Source organism: Pseudomonas sp. GW823-FHT02C02 (assembly GCF_058797635.1).
The window spans coordinates 109,486-124,731 of the sequence record NZ_JBXAJV010000013.1 but is presented as its reverse complement, the minus strand read 5'-3'; the positions used below and the strand labels follow the sequence as shown (position 1 = coordinate 124,731).

Below are 15,246 nucleotides of genomic sequence, written 5' to 3'. Positions count from 1 at the left end.
CTGTCGGGATGGATGTTTGTTGGCATTCCCCTGATTGCATGGAGCCCTTACTTCAGGAGGATAACGGCATGACAGCGCAAGCCAACACGCAGCAAGCACCAGGTGACCTGGATGTGGGATTTGCTGACAACGGTATGATCAATATTCCCCAAGGTTCGTCTCAGTGTGTCGTTGAAACATCTGCCGGCAAACTTCTTTACGTGGCTCAAACAGGCCGTGTCTCATGGGTTTATCGGGCCATGGCTGATGGCACTTCCGATCCGACCTTCCAACCGTTCGCGTGGGACTTCGCCAAAGGCCAATTCGAAAGTTTCACACGTTTACTTGCTCGAAGAGACGGCAAATTCCTGTTGATTGGTAACTCGGGTAATGAGCCCTTTATCCGGCAGGCTGCGATCACGCGATTCAACGAGGGAGGAAGTCCTGATTTAGTCTTTGGCACAAAAATGCTGCCTTTACCCGTAGACCCCGTCCCTCCGGAGCAGGGTTTGCAGACATTCGGACCTACGGGATGCCTCACTGCTGACAACCATGTGTTAGTGGCCGCAAGTTACCAATTGGCGGACAGCGAGGGCACAACTATTGATTCGGCAGGTAGGGTATACACCCTGGATGACCAAGGTCATCCCGACACTGGATTTGAAGTCAGATTCAAGGGGCCGATTACAACGATTCATAGTATCGGCGTCCTGTCAGACGGGCGCATCGTTGTGTTTGGGATTGTTGACCGCCCGGCATCAGGCACATCAGTGCCGAACGCGGTCTTGGCTTGCTACAACCGAGACGGCACGTTGAACAAAACCTTCGGCATTGACGGATTTTGGGAAGACAAAAGCTACGCTGGTTTTGGCTCGATGGTGGTGGATGATGACAAGATAATCATCGCCGCTGTCACGTCGATTAATAACGATGGCAACCGTTATGTTTCCGTGCAACGGGTATTGGGTGATGGCACCTCGGATAAGACCTTTAACAATGGAGCGCCGTTGGTGGTTGATCTGGGTTCCGGCTTTATAAACATCCCGTCCATCACCGTACAGCCGGATAAAAAAATCGTGGTCGCAGGGAGTGAGAATTTTCCTGTGCAAAACCTGTACTGGCTGCGTACCACCGAGGGCGGTGAGCTAGACACTTCTTTCGGTGATTCTGGGGTGGTTCGACAGCAAGCTGGCCGGGTGAATGACATTATTGTCCCGCGCACCGGCAATCGACTCATCCTCGCGGTTAATCTGGACTCAAGTGAAGCTCAAGGTCCGAAAGTCTTGGGTATCCTGAGCTGATAGCGTCTTTACGACCACGCAAGCCACAAATCCTTGTGGGAGCGAGCCTGCTCGCGATTGCAGTGTGTCAGTCAACATCAATACTGAATGTCAGACCGCAATCGCGAGCAGGCTCGCTCCCACAGGGGATTTGCGTCGGGCATTGATAATGCAGGCATAAAAAACCCGCCAGACGAGGCGGGTTTCTTATTGGCTAGCAGAAGATCACTCTTCCAGGCTACCCATCGCAGTGGTGTTGAAGCCACCGTCTACATACATGATTTCGCCGCTGATACCGGACGCCAGGTCCGAGCACAGGAAGGCGCCGGCGTTGCCGACTTCGTCGATGGTGACGTTGCGACGCAGCGGGGTTTGCGCTTCGTTGGCGGCCAGCATCTTGCGGAAGTTCTTGATGCCGGAAGCGGCGAGGGTGCGGATCGGGCCAGCCGATACGCAGTTGACGCGGGTGCCGTCCGGGCCCAGGGAGCCGGCCAGGTAACGCACGCCGGCTTCCAGCGAAGCCTTGGCCATGCCCATTACGTTGTAGTTCGGCATGGTGCGCTCGGCACCCAGGTACGACAGGGTCAGCAGGCTGCCATTGCGGCCTTTCATCATTTCGCGGCCAGCTTTGGCCAGGGCCACGAAGCTATAGGCGCTGATGTCGTGAGCGATGCGGAAACCTTCACGGGTGGTGGCTTCGGTGAAGTCGCCGTCCAGTTGGTCGCCCGGGGCGAAGCCGACGGAGTGCACGATGCAATCCAGTCCGTCCCACTTCTTGCTCAGCTCAACGAAAACCTTGGCGATTTCTTCATCGCTGGCCACGTCGCACGGGAAGCACAGGTCAGGGTTGGAACCCCAGCTTTGTGCGAACTCTTCGACACGACCCTTGAGTTTGTCGTTCTGATAAGTGAAGGCAAGCTCAGCGCCCTCGCGATGCATGGCGGCAGCGATGCCGGATGCGATGGACAGCTTGCTGGCGACACCGACGATCAGTACGCGCTTACCGGCGAGAAAACCCATGTGTTGCTCCTCTCTTTCAGGTTATTGCGCAGTGGCCGGAGCCAGGAAAGCGGCTTCCAGCAACTGCTGTGTATACGGATGTTGGGGGGCGGCAAAGATACTTTGCGCGTCTCCCTGTTCGACCACTTGGCCCTGCTTGACCACCATCAGTTGGTGGCTCAGCGCCTTGACGACAGCCAGGTCATGGCTGATAAACAGATACGTCAGGTTGTACTTGGTTTGCAGTGAACGCAGCAGCTCCACCACTTGGCGTTGCACGGTGCGGTCGAGGGCCGATGTCGGCTCGTCCAGCAAAATCAACGCCGGTTTTAGCACTAATGCCCGGGCAATGGCGATTCTCTGCCGCTGCCCACCGGAAAATTCGTGGGGGTAGCGGTTCCGGGTTTCCGGGTCCAGGCCTACCTCCTTCAATGCCGCAATAATCGCTTGTTCCTGTTCCGCCTCGGTACCCATCTTGTGGATCCGCAGGCCTTCGCCGACGATCTGGCTCACGCACATCCGTGGGCTCAGGCTGCCAAACGGGTCCTGAAACACCACCTGCATCTCCCGGCGCAACGGCCGAACCTCGGCCTGCGTCAGGCAGTCTAGCTGCTTGCCTTCAAACCGGATGGCGCCTTTGCTGCCGATCAGCCGCAAAATCGCCAAACCCAGTGTCGACTTGCCCGAACCGCTTTCTCCCACAATCCCCAGGGTCTGGCCCTGAGGCAGGCTGAAATTGATCCCGTCCACCGCTTTGATGTGGTCAACGGTCTTTTTCAGAAAGCCTTTCTTGATCGGGAACCAGACTTTCAGGTCCTCGACCTGCAGCAGCGGCGGGCCAATCACGTTGGTCGCAGGCGTCCCGCTGGGCTCCGCTGCCAGCAGTTCCCGAGTGTACGGATGCTGCGGCGCGCGGAACAACTCTTCGCACGATGCCTGTTCGACGATGCAACCGCGCTGCATGACACATACGCGATGCGCAATTCTTCGTACAAGGTTCAAATCGTGACTGATCAGTAGCAAGGCCATGCCCAGGCGGGCTTGCAATTCCTTGAGCAGTTCGAGGATTTTCAGCTGAACGGTCACGTCCAGCGCGGTGGTTGGCTCGTCGGCAATCAGCAGTTCCGGCTCGTTGGCCAGGGCCATGGCAATCATCACCCGCTGGCGCTGGCCACCGGACAACTCGTGGGGTAAAGCCTTGAGGCGCTTGTGCGGTTCAGGAATGCCGACCATTTCCAGCAATTCCAGGGTGCGCTTGGTCGCCACTTTGCCGACAAGGCCCTTGTGAATACCCAGCACTTCGTTGATCTGCTTCTCGATCGAGTGCAGCGGATTGAGCGAGGTCATCGGTTCCTGGAAGATCATCGCGATCCGGTTGCCGCGGATGTGGCGGATGGTTTTCTCTTTCAGACTCAGCAGGTCTTGCCCCGAATACTCGATGGTCCCGGACGGATGCCGGGCGAGCGGGTAGGGCAGCAGTCGCAGGATCGAATGCGCGGTCACCGATTTGCCTGAGCCGCTTTCGCCAACCAGGGCCAGGGTTTCGCCGCGCTTGATGTCGAAGCTGACGCCTTCCACCACCCGCTGGCAGTGATCGCCGACGACGAACTCGACGGCCAGGTCGCGCACTTCGATCAGATTGTCCTGATTCATTTCACTTCCTCGGGTCGAAGGCATCGCGAGCGGACTCGCCGATGAACACCAGCAAACTCAACATCAATGCCAACACGGCAAACGCGCTCATGCCCAGCCACGGAGCTTGCAGGTTGGATTTGCCCTGGGCCACCAGTTCACCCAGGGACGGCGCACCCGGCGGCAAACCGAAGCCCAGGAAGTCGAGGGCGGTCAGGGTGCCGATGGCACCGGTCAAAATGAACGGCATGAAGGTCATGGTCGAAACCATGGCGTTGGGCAGGATGTGGCGGAACATGATCGCGCCATTTTGCATGCCCAGCGCACGGGCCGCGCGCACATATTCCAGGTTACGCCCGCGCAGGAACTCGGCGCGCACCACGTCCACCAGGCTCATCCACGAGAACAGCAGCATGATGCCCAGCAGCCACCAGAAGTTCGGCTGCACGAAACTGGCGAGAATGATCAGCAAATACAACACTGGCAGCCCGGACCAGATTTCCAGGAAACGCTGCCCGGCCAGATCCACCCAGCCGCCATAGAACCCCTGCAAGGCCCCGGCAATCACGCCGATGATCGAGCTGAGAATGGTCAGGGTCAGCGCAAACAGTACCGAAATGCGGAAGCCGTAAATCACCCGCGCCAACACATCGCGGCCCTGATCGTCGGTGCCCAGCAGGTTGTCGGCCGAAGGTGGCGCCGGCGCCGGGACTTTCAGATCGTAATTGATGCTTTGGTAGCTGTAGGGGATCGGCGCCCACAGCACCCAGGCATCCTTGGCCTTGAGCAATTCACGGATGTACGGGCTCTTGTAGTTGGCCTCCAGCGGAAATTCGCCGCCGAACGCGGTTTCCGGGTAGCGCTTGAGCGCCGGGAAATACCAGCCGTTGTCGTAATGCACCACCAGCGGTTTGTCGTTGGCAATCAGTTCGGCGCCGAGGCTCAGGCCGAACAGCACCAGAAACAGCCACAGCGACCACCAGCCACGCTTGTTGGCCTTGAACAGTTCGAAACGCCGGCGATTGAGCGGGGACAGATTCATCTCAATGCTCCCGGCTTTCGAAGTCGATGCGCGGATCGACAAAGGTGTACGTCAAATCGCCAATCAGTTTCACCACCAGCCCCAGCAACGTGAAGATAAACAGCGTGCCGAACACCACCGGGTAATCGCGGTTGATCGCCGCCTCGAAACTCATCAAACCGAGACCGTCCAGGGAGAAGATCACTTCCACCAGCAGCGAGCCGGTGAAGAAGATCCCGATAAACGCCGACGGGAAGCCGGCGATCACCAGCAGCATCGCATTGCGGAACACATGACCGTAAAGCACACGGTGATTGGTCAGGCCCTTGGCCTTGGCAGTGACCACGTACTGCTTGTTGATTTCGTCGAGGAAGCTGTTTTTGGTCAGCAGGGTCATGGTCGCGAAGTTGCCGATCACCAGCGCGGTCACCGGCAATGCCAGGTGCCAGAAGTAATCGAGAATCTTGCCGCCAGTGCTCAGCTCATCAAAGTTGTTCGACGTCAGTCCCCTGAGCGGGAACCAGTCCAGGTAGCTGCCGCCGGCAAACACCACGATCAGCAGGATCGCAAACAGGAACGCCGGGATCGCGTAACCGACGATGATCAGCGAACTGGTCCAGACGTCAAAGTGGCTGCCGTGTCGCGTTGCCTTGGCGATCCCCAGCGGGATCGACACCAGGTACATGATCAGCGTGCTCCACAGCCCGAGCGAGATCGACACCGGCATCTTTTCCTTGATCAGGTCGATGACCTTGGCGTCGCGGAAGAAACTGTCGCCGAAGTCCAGGGTGGCGTAGTTCTTGATCATGATCCACAAGCGTTCCGGCGCCGATTTGTCGAAGCCGTACATGTGCTCGATTTCCTTGACCAGCATCGGGTCCAGGCCCTGCGCGCCGCGATAGGCCGAGCCGGCCACCGAGACTTCGGCACCGCCGCCGGCAATGCGGCTGGTGGCGCCTTCGAAGCCTTCGAGCTTGGCGATCATCTGCTCCACCGGCCCACCGGGGGCGGCCTGGATGATCACGAAGTTGATCAGCAGAATGCCGAGCAAGGTCGGGATGATCAGCAGCAGTCGCCGAAAAATATACGCCAGCATCTGATTACTCCGTGCCCGCAGGGTCGGCTTGCAGTTTGGTTTCGACTTCTACCGCAGGTTTCGCATCAGGCTTGACCCACCAGGTAGTGGTGCCGATGTCGTACTTGGGAGAGACTTTCGGGCGACCGATGTGGTTCCAGTACGCCACGCGCCAGGTTTTGATGTGCCAGTTGGGGATCACGTAATAGCCCCATTGCAGCACGCGGTCCAGTGCCCGGGCATGAGCCACCAGACTTTTGCGCGAATCGGCGTTGATCAGTTGTTCGACCAGTTGATCGACCACCGGGTCCTTGAGGCCCATGGAATTGCGGCTGCCGGGTTTGTCGGCCGCGGCGGACATCCAGAACTCGCGCTGCTCGTTGCCCGGCGAGTTGGATTGCGGGAAGCTGCCGACGATCATGTCGAAGTCTCGTGAACGCACGCGGTTGATGTACTGCGAGACATCGACCCGACGAATCACCAGGTCAATGCCCAGGTCGCTGAGGTTGCGTTTGAACGGCAGCAGCACGCGTTCGAATTCGGTCTGGGCCAACAGGAACTCGATGGTCACCGGTTTGCCGTTGGCGTCGACCATCTTGTCGTCGACGATCCGCCAGCCCGCCTCTTGCAGCAGTTGGTAGGCTTTGCGCTGCTGGGCGCGGATCATGCCGCTGGCGTCGGTCATCGGGTTCTGGAACGCTTCGCTGAATACCTGCTCGGGGATCTTGCCGCGGAACGGACTCAAAATTTCAAGCTGATCGGCGTCGGGCAGGCCGGTCGCGGCCATTTCCGAGTTTTCGAAGAAACTGCGGGTACGCACGTAGGCGCCGTTGAACAGTTGCTTGTTGGTCCATTCAAAGTCCAGCAGCAACGTAAATGCCTGGCGCACGCGCACGTCCTGGAACACCGGACGGCGCAGGTTGAACACAAAGCCTTGCATGCCGGTCGGGTTGCCGTTCGGGATCTGTTCCTTGTTCAATCGGCCTTCGGTGACCGCCGGGATGTTGTAGGCGTTGGCCCAGTTCTTCGCGCTCATTTCCAGCCAGTAATCGAACTGCCCCGCCTTGAGGGCTTCCAGCGCCACCGTGTTGTCGCGGTAGTAATCGGTGGTCATCACGTCGAAATTGTAGAAACCACGGTTGGCCGGCAGGTCCTTGCCCCAGTAATCCTTGACCCGCTCGTAGCGGATCGAACGCCCGGCCTTCACGTCGGTCACCTTGTAGGGGCCGCTGCCCAACGGTATTTCGAGGTTGCCTTTGTTGAAATCGCGATTGGCCCACCAGTGTTTGGGCAACACCGGCAACTGGCCGAGGATCAGCGGCAGTTCGCGGTTGTTGTTGTGCTTGAACTTGAACAGCACGGTGAGCGGGTCTTCGGCGACCGCTTCCTCGACATCGCTGTAGTAACCGCGATAGAGCGGGGCGCCTTCTTTGGTCAGCATCTGGAAACTGAACACCACGTCTTCGGCGCGCATCGGATGGCCGTCGTGGAAGCGCGCTTCAGGACGCAGGTAGAAGCGCACCCAGCTGTTGTCCGGGGCTTTCTCGATCTTGCCGGCGACCAGCCCGTATTCAGTGAACGGTTCGTCCAGTCCCTGTTTGGCCAAGGTGTCGTAGATCATGCCGATGTCGTCGGCCGGTACGCCTTTGCTGATGAACGGGTTGAGGCTGTCGAAGCCGCCGAACCCGGCCTGGCGAAAGATTCCGCCTTTGGGGGCGTCGGGGTTCACGTAGTCGAAATGCTTGAAGTCGGCCGGATATTTCGGCGGCTCGTTGTACAGGGTCACGGCGTGTTGCGGGGCGGCGCAGGCCAGCCCGGCGAACAGCAGACCGCTGGCCTGCATCAGCAGTGCGCATAGGGGCTTCATCGATCTTTCTCCGAAGATTTCAGCCACCACGCGGAGAGGCCCAGGGTATAGGGCGGCGTGGTGACGAAGGCGAACCGGTTGCGGTAGGCCAGGCGGTGATAATTGAGGTACCAGTTGGGAATCATGTAGTGCTGCCACAACAAGACCCGGTCCAGGGCTTTGCCGGCGGCCACTTGTTCGTCGCGGGTTTGCGCGGCGAGCAATTGTTCGAGCAGGTGATCGACCACCGGGTTGGCGATGCCGGCGTAGTTTTTACTGCCCTTGACCCCGACCTGGCCGGAATGGAAATACTGCCATTGCTCCAGGCCCGGGCTGAGGGTCTGGTTGAGCGTCATCAGGATCATGTCGAAATCGAACTGATCGAGGCGTTGTTTGTACTGCGCGCGATCCACTGTGCGCAGCCGCGCATCGATGCCAATGTTGGCGAGGTTCTCGACGTAAGGCTGAAGGATGCGCTCCAGGTTCGGGTTGACCAGCAGGATCTCGAGCTTGAGCGGTTGGCCTTTGGCGTTCTCGATCCGTTGTCCATTGAGCTTCCACCCGGCCTCGGCGAGCAGCGCCAGGGCCTTGCGCATGGTTTCCCGAGGGATGCCGCGTCCGTCGGTCTTTGGCAGGCTGAACGGCTCGGTGAGGAGCTTGGCGGGCAATTGCTCGCGATAGGGCTTGAGCAACAGCCATTCATGACCGACCGGCAGGCCCGTGGCGGAGAATTCGCTGTTGGGGTAGTAACTCATGGCGCGCTTGTAGGCGCCGCTGAACAGCGTGCGGTTGGTCCACTCGAAGTCGAACATCAGCCCCATGGCTTCACGGACTTTGGTCTCGGAGAAGATCGGGCGCCGGCTGTTCATGAACAGACCCTGAGTCTGGGTCGGGATCTGGTGCGGGATCTGCGCCTTGATCACGTCTCCACGACGGACGGCCGGGAAGTTGTAACCGTTTTCCCAGTTCTTCGCCTGGTGCTCGATGTAAATGTCGAATTCGCCGGCCTTGAAGGCTTCGAACGCCACATCGCTGTCGCGGTAGAACTCGACTTCCATGCGGTCGACGTTGTACTTGCCACGATTGACCGGAAGGTCCTTGCCCCAGTAATCCTTGACCCGCTCGAAAATGATCTGGCGTCCTGGCGTCACCGAGGTGATGCGATAAGGCCCGCTGCCCAGCGGCGGTTCGAAGGTTGTAGCCTTGAAGTCGCGACCTTTCCAGTAATGCTGCGGCAGCACCGGCAATTCGCCCAGGCGCAGGATCTGCAACGGATTGCCGGCCCGCTTGAAGACGAATCGAATGCGCTGCGGGTTGAGGATGTCGACCCGCAACACTTCCTGAAGGCTGGTGCGGTACTGCGGGTGACCTTCCTTGAGCAGCAAGCGGTAGGAAAAGGCCACGTCGTAGGCGGTAATCGGCGTGCCGTCGTGAAAGCGCGCTTCGGGGCGCAGGTTGAACACCACCCAACTGCGGTCCTCGCTGTACTCCACCGATTGCGCGATCAGGCCATAACTGGAGGTCGGCTCATCGCCGGACGGCGCGTATTGACCGGTGCCGACCATCAGCGGTTCGTTGAGCTCGTTGATGCCGTATTGCAGGAAATTGGCGGTGGAAACCGGGCTTGAGCCCTTGAATGTGTAGGGGTTGAGCGTATCGAAGGTGCCAAACGCCATCACCCGCAACGTACCGCCCTTGGGCGCTTGCGGGTTGACCCAGTCGAAGTGGGTAAATCTGGCCGGGTACTTGAGCGTGCCGAACTGCGCATAACCATGGCTTTCGCTGATCGTCGCGCTTGCGGTGGAGCTCAAGGCCAGGCTGATCAGGAAGAGGAGGAGGGGACGCTTCAAGTCAGAGATCCGATCCAGGCGGCTTGGGCTTTGTGGGCCGTACAGTAACAGCTTGTATCGACAGGAAAAAGACAGGGGGTTAATGCGCTGTTAATTGCCGAGGTGACGATGCGGCAGGTGCTGTGCCTGTGGCGAGGGAGCTTGCTGCCGCTGGGCTGCGAAGCGGCCCCAAAACCTGAAAATTTTTATAATTCCTGACACACCGCATGTTCAGGGTTTACGACTGCTTCGCAGCCGAGCGGGAGCAAGCTCCCTCGCCACAGTTCCCATGCATCCCCCGATTCCAGCAGAGCTCAAATTGCAGGCGAAAAAAAGCCCCTGGATTCAGGGGCTCGTTTTTAGCGCGGCGAAGACACCGTCAACATCTGCCCAGGCTTGAGCGCCTGGCCAACACGCGGATTCCAGCGCTTGAGGTGCTGCATTTCAACGTTGAAGCGTTTGGCGACCATGTATAGCGAATCGCCTTGCTTGACCTTGTATTGGGTCTGCGGCTTCTGTTTGTCGGCTTTGCTGTTGGTCTTGCTGTTCGCCGCCACAACGGTGTTGACGCGACCGCCGCTACGTTTGGCAGTGTCCTGCATCACCAGGGTCTGGCCGACCTTGAGGTTCTTGCCGGTCATCTTGTTCCAGCGCTGCAGGTCCTTGACGGCGACCTTGTTCGCCTTGGCGATGGCGGCCAGGTTGTCGCCGCGTTTGACGCGGTAGGCACGTTTCAGGCTGGCGACTTCGGATTCATCGGCGCCTTCGAAGACCGGCTTGAGCGACTTCTTGCTGATCAACTCTTCAGGACGCATTGTCGAGAGGCTGGCGGTCAGCAACTGCGCCTTGGACGTTGGCACGAGCAAATGCTGGGGGCCGTCGATGGTGGTGCGCTGTTTGAAGGCCGGGTTGAGCTGGAACAACTCGTCTTCGTCGATGTTGGCCACCGCGGCAACCTTGGACAGGTCCATGCGCTGGTTGATTTCGACGACCTGGAAATAAGGTTCGTTGGCGATCGGGTTGAGGTTCACGCCGTAGGCTTCGGGGGCCAGCACAACCTGGGACAAGGCCAGCAGCTTGGGCACGTAAGCCTGGGTTTCGGCTGGCAGCGGCAGGTTCCAGTAATCGGTCGGCAGGCCCAGCTTCTCGTTGCGCTCGATGGCACGGCTGACCGTGCCTTCACCGGCGTTGTAGGCCGCCAGGGCCAGCAACCAGTCACCGTTGAACATGTCGTGCAGACGGGTCAGGTAATCCATGGCCGCAGTGGTCGAGGCGGTGATGTCGCGACGGCCATCATAGAAGCGGGTCTGACGCAGGTTGAAGTAACGGCCGGTGGAAGGAATGAATTGCCAAAGGCCCACCGCATTGGCCCGGGAGTAGGCCATCGGGTTGTAGGCGCTTTCAATCACTGGCAGCAGCGCCAGTTCCAGCGGCATGTTGCGTTCTTCAAGGCGTTCGACGATGTAGTGAATGTAGAGGCTGCCGCGTTCACCGGCGTTTTCAAGGAAGGACGGGTTGCTGGCGAACCACAGGCGCTGTTGCTCGATGCGCGGGTTGACGCCCAGGTTGTCCTGCAACTGGAAGCCCTGGCGCATGCGCTCCCAGACATCCTGTGGAATTTGTGGAGTCGGCTTTTCGCTGAGCCAGATAGGTTTCTGCTTGGCGCGAGCGGCGATGTTCGGAGTGTGTGTCGCTTCGGTCTGCGGCACATGGCTGGAACAGCCCGCCAGAGTGGCGGACACAGCCACCGCTATGGCTTGAGCCAAGCGGGTCAATGCGTCTGAATTGATGGCTTTACGAATAGATGACGACATTGGCTGGAAGTAAGTTCCGGGCAAAAATGTCGGGCGATTCTAGAAAGCGCACCCTCTGCGGTCAACCATTCAGAATTTTTGTACCAACGGGGCGGCGACTTAGAACTTATCTTTCCAAGCCCGAAGAGCAGCAAAGACCGCACTCGGAGACCGGTTTTGGGTTCCATTCCGTTCGTCCACTTTTTCTTTAACGGATGTTTCGTCGACACGCAAAAAGGGGTTGGTCAGTTTTTCAAGCGCCAGAGTAGAGGGCAGCGTCATGATTCCGGCCGCACGTTGCTCGGTAACTTTTTCCAGACGTGCGGCGGTGTCAGGATTGCCGGGTTCGACCGCTGCGGCAAATTTCAGATTGCTCAGGGTGTATTCGTGGGTGCAATAGACCAGCGTATCTTCCGGCAGCGCAGCGAGGCGGCTCAGCGAGGTGTGCATCTGCTCGGGCGTGCCTTCAAACAAGCGTCCGCAACCGGCGGCGAAAAGGGTGTCGCCGCAGAACAGCAGGCCGTGGTGATAATAGGCAATATGCCCCAGGGTGTGTCCGGGAACCGCATAGACGTCGAAGTCCCAGCCCAGCACGCTGACACGGTCGTTGTCCTTGAGCGCCACGTCTCGCGCCGGGATGGTTTCGCTGGCTGGACCATAGACTTTCGCGTCTGTCGCTTTTTTCAGCTGCTCGACACCGCCGACATGATCATGATGATGGTGAGTGATCAGGATATCGCTCAGTACCCAACCCTTATGCGCCGCCAGCCATGCTTGCACGGGCGCGGCATCACCCGGATCGACCACGGCGCAGCGCTGGGTGTTGTGGTCCTGTAACAACCAGATGTAGTTGTCGGTGAAGGCGGGCAGGGCACTGATCTGTATCATCGTCGGATTCGCCAAGCGGAAAACAATGGCGCATCTTAGAACTTCCTGGCGCGTTGGAGAATGCAATGACCGATAAAGCGTTCGCTCAGGCCGATCCTGAGTGGCTGAATTTGATCAGCGCGGCCCGTGAATGGCTGTCCGGGCCCATCGGGCAATTTCTGTTGGACGAAGAGCGGCGCATGCTCGAAGACGAGCTGGGCCGCTTCTTCGGTGGCTATCTGGTGCATTACGGCCCGTCGGCCCAGACACCGCCGTCGGCACCCCAGGTTCAGCGCAATGTGCGACTTGGCGCGCCGTTGCCGGGGGTCGAGATCGTCTGCGAAGAGCAGGCATGGCCGTTGAGCGAGCATGCCGCTGATGTGGTGGTGATGCAGCACGGCCTGGATTTCTGCCTGTCGCCCCACGGCTTGCTGCGTGAAGCCGCGAGCAGCGTGCGGCCCGGCGGGCATCTGCTGATCATCGGGATCAACCCCTGGAGCAGCTGGGGCTTGCGCCATGTGTTCGCTCACGACGGCTTGCGCAAGGCGCGCTGCATCTCACCGTCGCGGGTCGGCGACTGGCTGAACCTGCTGGGCTTCGCGCTGGAGAAACGCCGCTTCGGGTGCTATCGTCCGCCGCTTGCGTCACCCGCCTGGCAGGCTCGCCTGGCCGGTTGGGAGCGCAAGGCCGGTGACTGGCAACTGTCGGGCGGCGGCTTCTATTTATTGGTGGCGCGCAAGATCGTTGTTGGCCTGCGACCCGTCCGTCAGGAGCGGCGCGAACCGATGGGCAAGCTGATTCCATTGCCGATGGCCAAGGTCAACCGTCGTAACATCGAGCCGTAATACACTCTTTATTTTCCCGGCCGGGTTCGCCCCGGCCTCGGGCATCGTCGGTCACTGATCGGCGAGCCACCGCATTTTCTGGATAGATTGGCATGAGCGATAGCGTAGAACTCTTCACCGACGGCGCCTGCAAAGGCAACCCTGGCCCTGGCGGCTGGGGCGCGTTGCTGGTGTGCAAAGGCATTGAAAAGGAGCTGTGGGGCGGCGAAGCCAACACCACCAACAACCGCATGGAGCTGATGGGCGCGATTCGTGGCCTGGAAGAACTCAAGCGCTCCTGCGACGTGCTGCTGGTGACCGACTCCCAGTACGTGATGAAAGGCATCAACGAGTGGATGGACAACTGGAAGAAGCGTGGCTGGAAAACGGCGGCGAAGGAACCGGTCAAAAACGCTGACCTATGGAAACTGCTGGATGAGCAGGTCAACCGCCACAACGTCACCTGGAAATGGGTACGCGGGCACATCGGCCATCATGGCAACGAACGGGCTGACCAACTGGCCAACCGTGGCGTGGATGAAGTGCGCGGGTACAAGCAGGCTTGATCGGTAGTGCCGCCCTTCGCGAGCACTGTCTGCCGGAGAACCATGCAGGAGCGAGGCTTGCCCGCGAAGAAAGCGCCGCGGTGTAACTGAGAGACCGGGTTATCGTTCTTCGCGAGCAAGCTTCGCTCTTGCGGGGCGTCACAGCATCAAGATCGCGGTGGCCAGTTGTTGGTCTGAATACGGTTCGTTGACCACCCCGCGAATCCGCAAAAACGCCGCCTGGATCCGCGCCCCGCGAATCACCCCCTCGCTCGCCACAAACGCTGCCGCATCATCCTTGGCCGCCAGTACGATCTTGTCGTCGCTGAATGAGCCACTGGTGCCTTTGGTGGAGCTCATCGTCAGACTGACGGTGACGTCTGTGCTGATGACAAAACTGGTGGCGTGGGCGCCGGAACCCAGCAAACAGGTACTCAATAAAACCAGCCGTGCAGTCTTCATGACGATTTCAAACCTTGGGTAAGCAAGGGGTGCACGCTAGCAATCCATCGGTTTCCAGACTTTATGAACATTGCTAATGATTGTTAAAAACTGCATGAGCGCCCGTCACCTGGCAGTGCGCGCGCCGGATCCCGCGAGCGTGTTAACATCGCCGCTTTTGCACGATTGACCCGTTGAGAGCTGAGCACTGATGGCCACCAGATCCGTTGTACTCGATACCGAAACCACCGGCATGCCGGTGACCGACGGCCACCGGATTATCGAAATCGGTTGTGTCGAGTTGATCGGTCGGCGCCTGACGGGCCGGCATTTCCACGTTTACCTGCAACCGGATCGCGAGAGTGACGAAGGCGCCATCGGCGTCCACGGCATTACCAACGAATTCCTGGTGGGCAAACCGCGGTTCACTGAAGTGGCCGATGAGTTTTTCGAATTCATCAAAGGCGCACAGCTGATCATCCATAACGCGGCGTTCGACGTTGGCTTCATCAACAACGAATTCGCCCTGATGGGCCAGCACGACCGTGCGGACATCACGCAACACTGCTCGATCCTCGACACCCTGATGATGGCCCGGGAACGTCACCCGGGGCAGCGCAACAGCCTCGATGCGTTGTGCAAACGTTATGGTGTCGACAACTCTGGCCGTGAACTTCACGGCGCCTTGCTCGACTCCGAGATCCTCGCCGACGTTTACCTGACCATGACCGGCGGCCAGACCAGCCTGTCACTGGCCGGTAATGCGTCCGACGGCAACGGTTCCGGCGAAGGCGCTGACAACTCCGCCACCGAAATCCGCCGCTTGCCGGCCGACCGCCAGCCGACCCGGATCATCCCCGCCAGCGAAGATGACCTGGCCCGGCACGTGGCACGCCTGGAAGCCATCGCCAAGTCCGCCGGCGCCCCGTCGCTGTGGCAGCAGTTGGTCGAGGCCAAGGCGCAGGCTTGAGGCGAATTAGATGTAACAGGGCTTTTGTGGCGAGGGAGCTTCCTTGCCACAAGTAGTCCTGCTGAATGTTGGAGAGTTGATGGCCACATGATGGTGCACTCATTGACCCGCTTCAGGGCATCGTCGCTCGCCACATCCACTTCAA

At 59.3% G+C, this 15,246-nt stretch carries 13 protein-coding genes; 4 read left to right on the top strand and 9 right to left on the bottom strand.

Annotation, left to right across the window (positions count from 1 at the left end; genetic code table 11):
• The first annotated feature begins 68 nt into the window (after window positions 1–68).
• Window positions 69–1,280, top strand: coding sequence for an NHL repeat-containing protein (locus AC1ROI_RS22165; protein WP_102594389.1), 1,212 nt, complete (start codon window positions 69–71; stop codon window positions 1,278–1,280).
• Window positions 1,281–1,484: 204 nt separating this feature from the next.
• On the opposite strand, the gene fabI is transcribed toward AC1ROI_RS22165, so the two are convergent.
• The 8 genes from fabI to gloB all read right to left on the bottom strand — a co-directional run bounded on the left by fabI (window position 1,485) and on the right by gloB (window position 12,342).
• The gene (gene fabI / locus AC1ROI_RS22160; protein WP_077749640.1) at window positions 1,485–2,279 is read right to left on the bottom strand and encodes an enoyl-ACP reductase FabI; all 795 of its coding nucleotides are present in this window, start codon (window positions 2,277–2,279) and stop codon (window positions 1,485–1,487) included.
• A 21-nt stretch (window positions 2,280–2,300) separates the two neighbouring features.
• The gene (locus AC1ROI_RS22155) at window positions 2,301–3,911 is read right to left on the bottom strand and encodes an ABC transporter ATP-binding protein (RefSeq protein WP_010459782.1); all 1,611 of its coding nucleotides are present in this window, start codon (window positions 3,909–3,911) and stop codon (window positions 2,301–2,303) included.
• Window position 3,912: 1 nt separating this feature from the next.
• On the bottom strand, window positions 3,913–4,932 hold the full coding sequence (locus tag AC1ROI_RS22150) for an ABC transporter permease (RefSeq protein WP_010459784.1): 1,020 nt from the start codon (window positions 4,930–4,932) through the stop codon (window positions 3,913–3,915).
• A gap of 1 nt (window position 4,933) precedes the next feature.
• Window positions 4,934–6,007, bottom strand: coding sequence for a microcin C ABC transporter permease YejB (locus AC1ROI_RS22145; RefSeq protein WP_010459785.1), 1,074 nt, complete (start codon window positions 6,005–6,007; stop codon window positions 4,934–4,936).
• Between the two features lie 4 nt (window positions 6,008–6,011).
• Window positions 6,012–7,853, bottom strand: a complete 1,842-nt coding sequence (locus AC1ROI_RS22140) for an extracellular solute-binding protein (RefSeq protein ID WP_010459787.1) — start codon at window positions 7,851–7,853, stop codon at window positions 6,012–6,014.
• Entirely contained in the window at window positions 7,850–9,658 is a 1,809-nt protein-coding gene (locus tag AC1ROI_RS22135) for an extracellular solute-binding protein (RefSeq protein WP_370655179.1), read from the bottom strand. Before AC1ROI_RS22135 ends, AC1ROI_RS22140 begins: the two co-directional genes overlap by 4 nt.
• Window positions 9,659–10,020: 362 nt before the next feature.
• Complete coding sequence (locus tag AC1ROI_RS22130; protein ID WP_010459791.1) at window positions 10,021–11,475, bottom strand: transglycosylase SLT domain-containing protein; 1,455 nt, start codon at window positions 11,473–11,475, stop codon at window positions 10,021–10,023.
• A 99-nt stretch (window positions 11,476–11,574) separates the two neighbouring features.
• A complete protein-coding gene (gene gloB, locus AC1ROI_RS22125; protein ID WP_010459793.1) occupies window positions 11,575–12,342 on the bottom strand; it encodes a hydroxyacylglutathione hydrolase in 768 nt (255 codons plus the stop codon).
• 65 nt (window positions 12,343–12,407) lie between these two features.
• Here gloB and AC1ROI_RS22120 point away from each other — a divergent pair, with 65 nt between their 5' ends.
• The gene (locus tag AC1ROI_RS22120) at window positions 12,408–13,166 is read left to right on the top strand and encodes a class I SAM-dependent methyltransferase (RefSeq protein WP_010459795.1); all 759 of its coding nucleotides are present in this window, start codon (window positions 12,408–12,410) and stop codon (window positions 13,164–13,166) included.
• A 92-nt stretch (window positions 13,167–13,258) separates the two neighbouring features.
• Window positions 13,259–13,711: a ribonuclease HI gene (gene rnhA / locus AC1ROI_RS22115; RefSeq protein WP_008152099.1), complete on the top strand. Its 453-nt coding sequence runs from the start codon at window positions 13,259–13,261 to the stop codon at window positions 13,709–13,711.
• A gap of 138 nt (window positions 13,712–13,849) precedes the next feature.
• Here the strand turns inward: rnhA and AC1ROI_RS22110 are convergent, their stop codons facing one another.
• The gene (locus tag AC1ROI_RS22110; RefSeq protein WP_049870729.1) at window positions 13,850–14,152 is read right to left on the bottom strand and encodes a DUF2388 domain-containing protein; all 303 of its coding nucleotides are present in this window, start codon (window positions 14,150–14,152) and stop codon (window positions 13,850–13,852) included.
• Window positions 14,153–14,342: 190 nt separating this feature from the next.
• On the opposite strand from AC1ROI_RS22110, the gene dnaQ reads away from it, so the two are divergent.
• Window positions 14,343–15,101, top strand: a complete 759-nt coding sequence (gene dnaQ / locus AC1ROI_RS22105; RefSeq protein ID WP_010459800.1) for a DNA polymerase III subunit epsilon — start codon at window positions 14,343–14,345, stop codon at window positions 15,099–15,101.
• Window positions 15,102–15,246 lie beyond the last annotated feature (145 nt).

What these genes read in the sequence shown, in the direction of transcription:
- AC1ROI_RS22110 (WP_049870729.1), bottom strand. Translation starts at nt 14,152, where the DNA reads ATGAAGACTGCACGGCTGGTTTTATTGAGTACCTGTTTGCTGGGTTCC.
- AC1ROI_RS22140 (WP_010459787.1), bottom strand. Translation starts at nt 7,853, where the DNA reads ATGAAGCCCCTATGCGCACTGCTGATGCAGGCCAGCGGTCTGCTGTTC.
- gloB (WP_010459793.1), bottom strand. Translation starts at nt 12,342, where the DNA reads ATGATACAGATCAGTGCCCTGCCCGCCTTCACCGACAACTACATCTGG.
- fabI (WP_077749640.1), bottom strand. Translation starts at nt 2,279, where the DNA reads ATGGGTTTTCTCGCCGGTAAGCGCGTACTGATCGTCGGTGTCGCCAGC.
- AC1ROI_RS22120 (WP_010459795.1), top strand. Translation starts at nt 12,408, where the DNA reads ATGACCGATAAAGCGTTCGCTCAGGCCGATCCTGAGTGGCTGAATTTG.
- rnhA (WP_008152099.1), top strand. Translation starts at nt 13,259, where the DNA reads ATGAGCGATAGCGTAGAACTCTTCACCGACGGCGCCTGCAAAGGCAAC.
- AC1ROI_RS22155 (WP_010459782.1), bottom strand. Translation starts at nt 3,911, where the DNA reads ATGAATCAGGACAATCTGATCGAAGTGCGCGACCTGGCCGTCGAGTTC.
- dnaQ (WP_010459800.1), top strand. Translation starts at nt 14,343, where the DNA reads ATGGCCACCAGATCCGTTGTACTCGATACCGAAACCACCGGCATGCCG.
- AC1ROI_RS22130 (WP_010459791.1), bottom strand. Translation starts at nt 11,475, where the DNA reads ATGTCGTCATCTATTCGTAAAGCCATCAATTCAGACGCATTGACCCGC.
- AC1ROI_RS22150 (WP_010459784.1), bottom strand. Translation starts at nt 4,932, where the DNA reads ATGAATCTGTCCCCGCTCAATCGCCGGCGTTTCGAACTGTTCAAGGCC.
- AC1ROI_RS22145 (WP_010459785.1), bottom strand. Translation starts at nt 6,007, where the DNA reads ATGCTGGCGTATATTTTTCGGCGACTGCTGCTGATCATCCCGACCTTG.
- AC1ROI_RS22165 (WP_102594389.1), top strand. Translation starts at nt 69, where the DNA reads ATGACAGCGCAAGCCAACACGCAGCAAGCACCAGGTGACCTGGATGTG.